This window comes from Neisseria sp. P0021.S005 (assembly GCF_051956955.1).
Window position 1 is genome coordinate 1 of sequence record NZ_JBQCWY010000492.1, and the last position, 2,277, is coordinate 2,277.

Here is a 2,277-nt window from a genome sequence, read left to right on the forward strand (position 1 = left end):
AGAGTAAGATGATTTTTTTCATGATTTCCCTATTCTTTTATTTTTGCTCATTCTCGGCAGGTTTGCCTTCTTCTTGTGCCTGTTGCGCAGCCAATTCGGCAGCAATCTCTTCGGCCGGACGTGCTTTGTAAGTCGTCGCAATCGCGCTCAATGTCAATTCGCCTTTATTGCCTTTGCCTTCTTTGTCCTCGCCTGCGTTCACGAGTTTTAAAGAATCTAAAGTAATAATGCGCGACAAATCGCCTACATCACGGGTAAATTGGCTGATCTGTGAGTATTTGCCTGTGATGGAAATCTGATACGGCAGTTTTTGAATCGGACCATCGTTTTCAGGTTGGAGCGGTGCAACGCTGTCCAAACGCAATCCGTTGGTTGAACCTGCCTGATGCAGCTCTTGAATCAGATTCGGAATTTCCGCGTCGGTCGGAAGTTGTTTCAACAACACATCAAATGCAGAACGAATCGAAGCCAATTCAGCCTTCAGATTATTCAAGCTTGCTGCCTGAATGCTTTTACGCGTAAAGGTTTCCTTCAGTTCTTCTTCTTTAGCTTCCTGCGTATTCCAAGTTTCAATCTGATCTTTAAATACGCCGACATAGCCCAAAGCCAACATACCGACAATCAATAAACCTGCCAGCAAAAGTTTTGAAGGCATATTAAGCAGGTACAGGTTTTGTACGTCCAATTGTTTCAGGTTTTTAGATGCCATTATTGAGCCTCCGGAGCAGGTTCTGCCACAGGTTCGGCCATTTCACCGCTACTTTGGGCAGTTGGTGCAGGAGCCGGCGTATTCACTTGGTTGATTGAAGATTTCAAAGTAAATTCTTGGTAGTTATCTACTTTTTTAATGCTCAACAATTCAGGCTGCAAGAAAATACCTGTACTTGGCAAGGAGCGCATCATAACGGCAATTTTATTGTCGCTGATGGCATGACCGCTGATTTTATAGCTGGTCGGACTTTCGGCTTCCAACGCGGTCAAATAAGTATTATCGGGCGTAAGTGTATTCAAAGAATCAAGGATATAGGCCGCTTGATAGCGTTTTTCCTGTAACTCTTCAACTTTCAGTTTTTTGGCCAAGAAGGCTTCTTTTTCTTGCTGAAGTTTATCGATTTCGCCCAATTCTCTATCAAGTCTGTCGATTTCGGTTTGCAGGAAGTTGTTGCGGCCTTCTTGATTGCTGATGGCGCTGTCAATACCAAGATAGGTAGCGGCCGCCAAGCCCAAACCTACTGCAAAAGCGCCAAGCATCAATATTTTGAATTGCTGCTGCTTGCGCTGTTTAATCTCTTCCCGATATGGGAGAAGGTTGATTCTGGTTAATTCGATCATGTTCTCAAAGTCCCCTTAATGCCAATCCGAACGCCAAAGTCAGTGACGGCGCATCAATTTGAAACTGCGGCAATTCTACTTTTGCACTGCGTTCCACATATGAAATCGGATGCAGATATTCTGTTGGCGTATTGGTTTGCGAGAAAATGCTTTCTGCCAAACCTGCCTGCTGCGCGGTAAAGCCGGTCAGCAGGATGTGTTTGATATTGTGAAAAGAATCAGTGGCCTGCGTGGTATAGTAAAATTGCAGGACACGCTGAACTTCTTGTGCAACCTGCACATTAAAACGGTCGGCAATCTGAGACTGGTAGTCGGAAGGCTTGTTTTGGGAAGCCATCATTTGAGCGGCTTTTTCTTCCGTTACCTGATAAGTACGCTGAATCAGCTGATTGAGCTGCTCTGTACTGACCGGTGTTTCTTGTTTGTAGAGGATACGGCCGTTTTGCAGAATCAGGGCATACATTTGAGTCGCATGAATACCGAACACGGCAACTTTTTCCTCTGCCATTTCGGGAGCATGCGTATTCATCCAATAGACAAAGGCATTGCGTTGCGCCAGCAAGTCCAAGTCCAAAGCAGACAAAGGCAGACCGGCATTTTCAAACATTTCAATGCGTGGCTCGACATCGTCTTTTTTGGCGGCAACAGCTAAAACATGCTGACCCGAACCGACTTCTTCAGCTTGAAAGTCGTAGTTCATTTCTTCAATAGGCGCAAATTGGCCGACTTCCGCCTCGATAAACTCTTCCAAGTCCAAATCGGTATCACGCGGGTTGTAAATAATTTGCTCGACTGTCGCCAAATTTTGTGGCACGGCAGCAACAATATTTTTGCAAGAACTGCGTAATTGTGTGTAAGTATGTTGGATGTAAGTAGCAAGCTGATCGTAGTCTTGAATTTTGTTGCCTTTGACAATATTTTTAGGCAATTTGGTAATAACGTATT

The 2,277-nt window shown here is 44.6% G+C and carries 3 protein-coding genes; all 3 read right to left on the reverse strand.

What is annotated here, in order from left to right:
* Positions 1–37: 37 nt before the first annotated feature.
* Positions 38–709, reverse strand: a complete 672-nt coding sequence (locus ACTHUE_RS16000; RefSeq protein WP_070460443.1) for a type 4a pilus biogenesis protein PilO — start codon at positions 707–709, stop codon at positions 38–40.
* Positions 709–1,332, reverse strand: coding sequence for a PilN domain-containing protein (locus tag ACTHUE_RS16005; protein WP_070460446.1), 624 nt, complete (start codon positions 1,330–1,332; stop codon positions 709–711). The genes ACTHUE_RS16000 and ACTHUE_RS16005 overlap by 1 nt, the downstream gene beginning before the upstream one ends.
* A 4-nt stretch (positions 1,333–1,336) precedes the next feature.
* Positions 1,337–2,277, reverse strand: a 941-nt coding sequence (pilM, locus tag ACTHUE_RS16010) for a type IV pilus assembly protein PilM (protein WP_440423973.1), incomplete at its 5' end; no start/stop codon positions are given.

Excerpts from the sequence above, each read along its gene's own strand:
- ACTHUE_RS16005 (WP_070460446.1), bottom strand. The coding sequence starts at position 1,332 with ATGATCGAATTAACCAGAATCAACCTTCTCCCATATCGGGAAGAGATT.
- ACTHUE_RS16000 (WP_070460443.1), bottom strand. The coding sequence starts at position 709 with ATGGCATCTAAAAACCTGAAACAATTGGACGTACAAAACCTGTACCTG.